We start from the raw sequence: 1,073 nt of genomic DNA on the forward strand, positions 1-1,073 counted from the left end.
TAAAAGTTTAACCAAATCAAAAAATAATAAATCGTCGATACTTGGCAAGTTGAGTCAGTCTGTTATAAATAAATCTTTTAGTGATAGAGTTAAATCGGCAAACTTGATTGCATTTTGCGGTTATAATATAAAGTTAAAAAAAAAACATTCAGTGCCAAGAAATCACTATTGATCTTTTGGCTGAAAGCGAAAAAAATGATCTAGAAATGGCTCTTAAAAAAGAAGTAGGTACATCAGCTATTCTTGCCAAACTACAATTAGTGAAGTCAGAATTACCTCTTACTGGATGCGATAAAAGCTTAATGGGAACTATTTCTACTTTAGCGCATAAACTGCACCCAAATTGCCACTATAATTCAGTTAATATCTACCAAACTTTAATGGACGACTTGAGGCGCAAAGGTAAGACCACCTTTGACTACATCAAATGGGACGATATGTTAAAGAATAAAGCGCTTACCAATACTCAAGTTCAAGAAACTATAACAATACACACAAAGCTACCTGATGAAGAAGACCCGCTAGCTGTGGCAAACGACCTCATAAAAGATATGAACTTATCCACTATAGAAAAACATAATCTTAAAAAAGCATGCCGTAGCTACTATACAAACCAACTTATCAAAACATCTAGAGTTTTAAGAATTAAAGAAGACTTAAAAAAAATAATATTCAGCACCTTTGATGAGCTTAATGATAAGAAAATCAACACCTGGATAAATGACGTTGAAGAAAAAATTTCTGCTGACGTTTGTGATTTATTAGGGGATCAATCCGCGGTTCATGCCGCGATAATTTGTGAACTTGGGTTTAAACTAAATGAAGATTAACAATTATAAACTGCTCATAAGAAACTTAAGGAATAAAGAGCATGAAAACCTTAAAGTTTTCTCGCCTGGTCGTAATATCAGATACAGAAAATTCTGCGAATCAATTCATGTTCCAGGATCACCTAAACTTAATAATTAGCAAAGATAAAAATACCGTAGGAAAATCCACTCTAGTTAAAATGATATTATGGACTATTGGTTGTGATGTTGAGTTTGCAGATGAGTGGAAAACCCATAACTTTA

The 1,073-nt window shown here is 33.0% G+C and carries 2 protein-coding genes; both read left to right on the forward strand.

What is annotated here, in order from left to right:
* Window positions 1-146 precede the first annotated feature (146 nt).
* Window positions 147-830, forward strand: a complete 684-nt coding sequence (locus KCG35_RS25560) for a dsDNA nuclease domain-containing protein (protein WP_373687381.1) — start codon at window positions 147-149, stop codon at window positions 828-830.
* Window positions 831-871: 41 nt separating this feature from the next.
* Window positions 872-1,073 (forward strand): hypothetical protein (locus tag KCG35_RS25565; RefSeq protein WP_444972216.1); only part of this gene is annotated, 202 nt, incomplete at its 3' end.

This window comes from Zooshikella harenae (assembly GCF_018837975.1).
Taxonomy (GTDB): domain Bacteria; phylum Pseudomonadota; class Gammaproteobacteria; order Pseudomonadales; family Zooshikellaceae; genus Zooshikella; species Zooshikella harenae.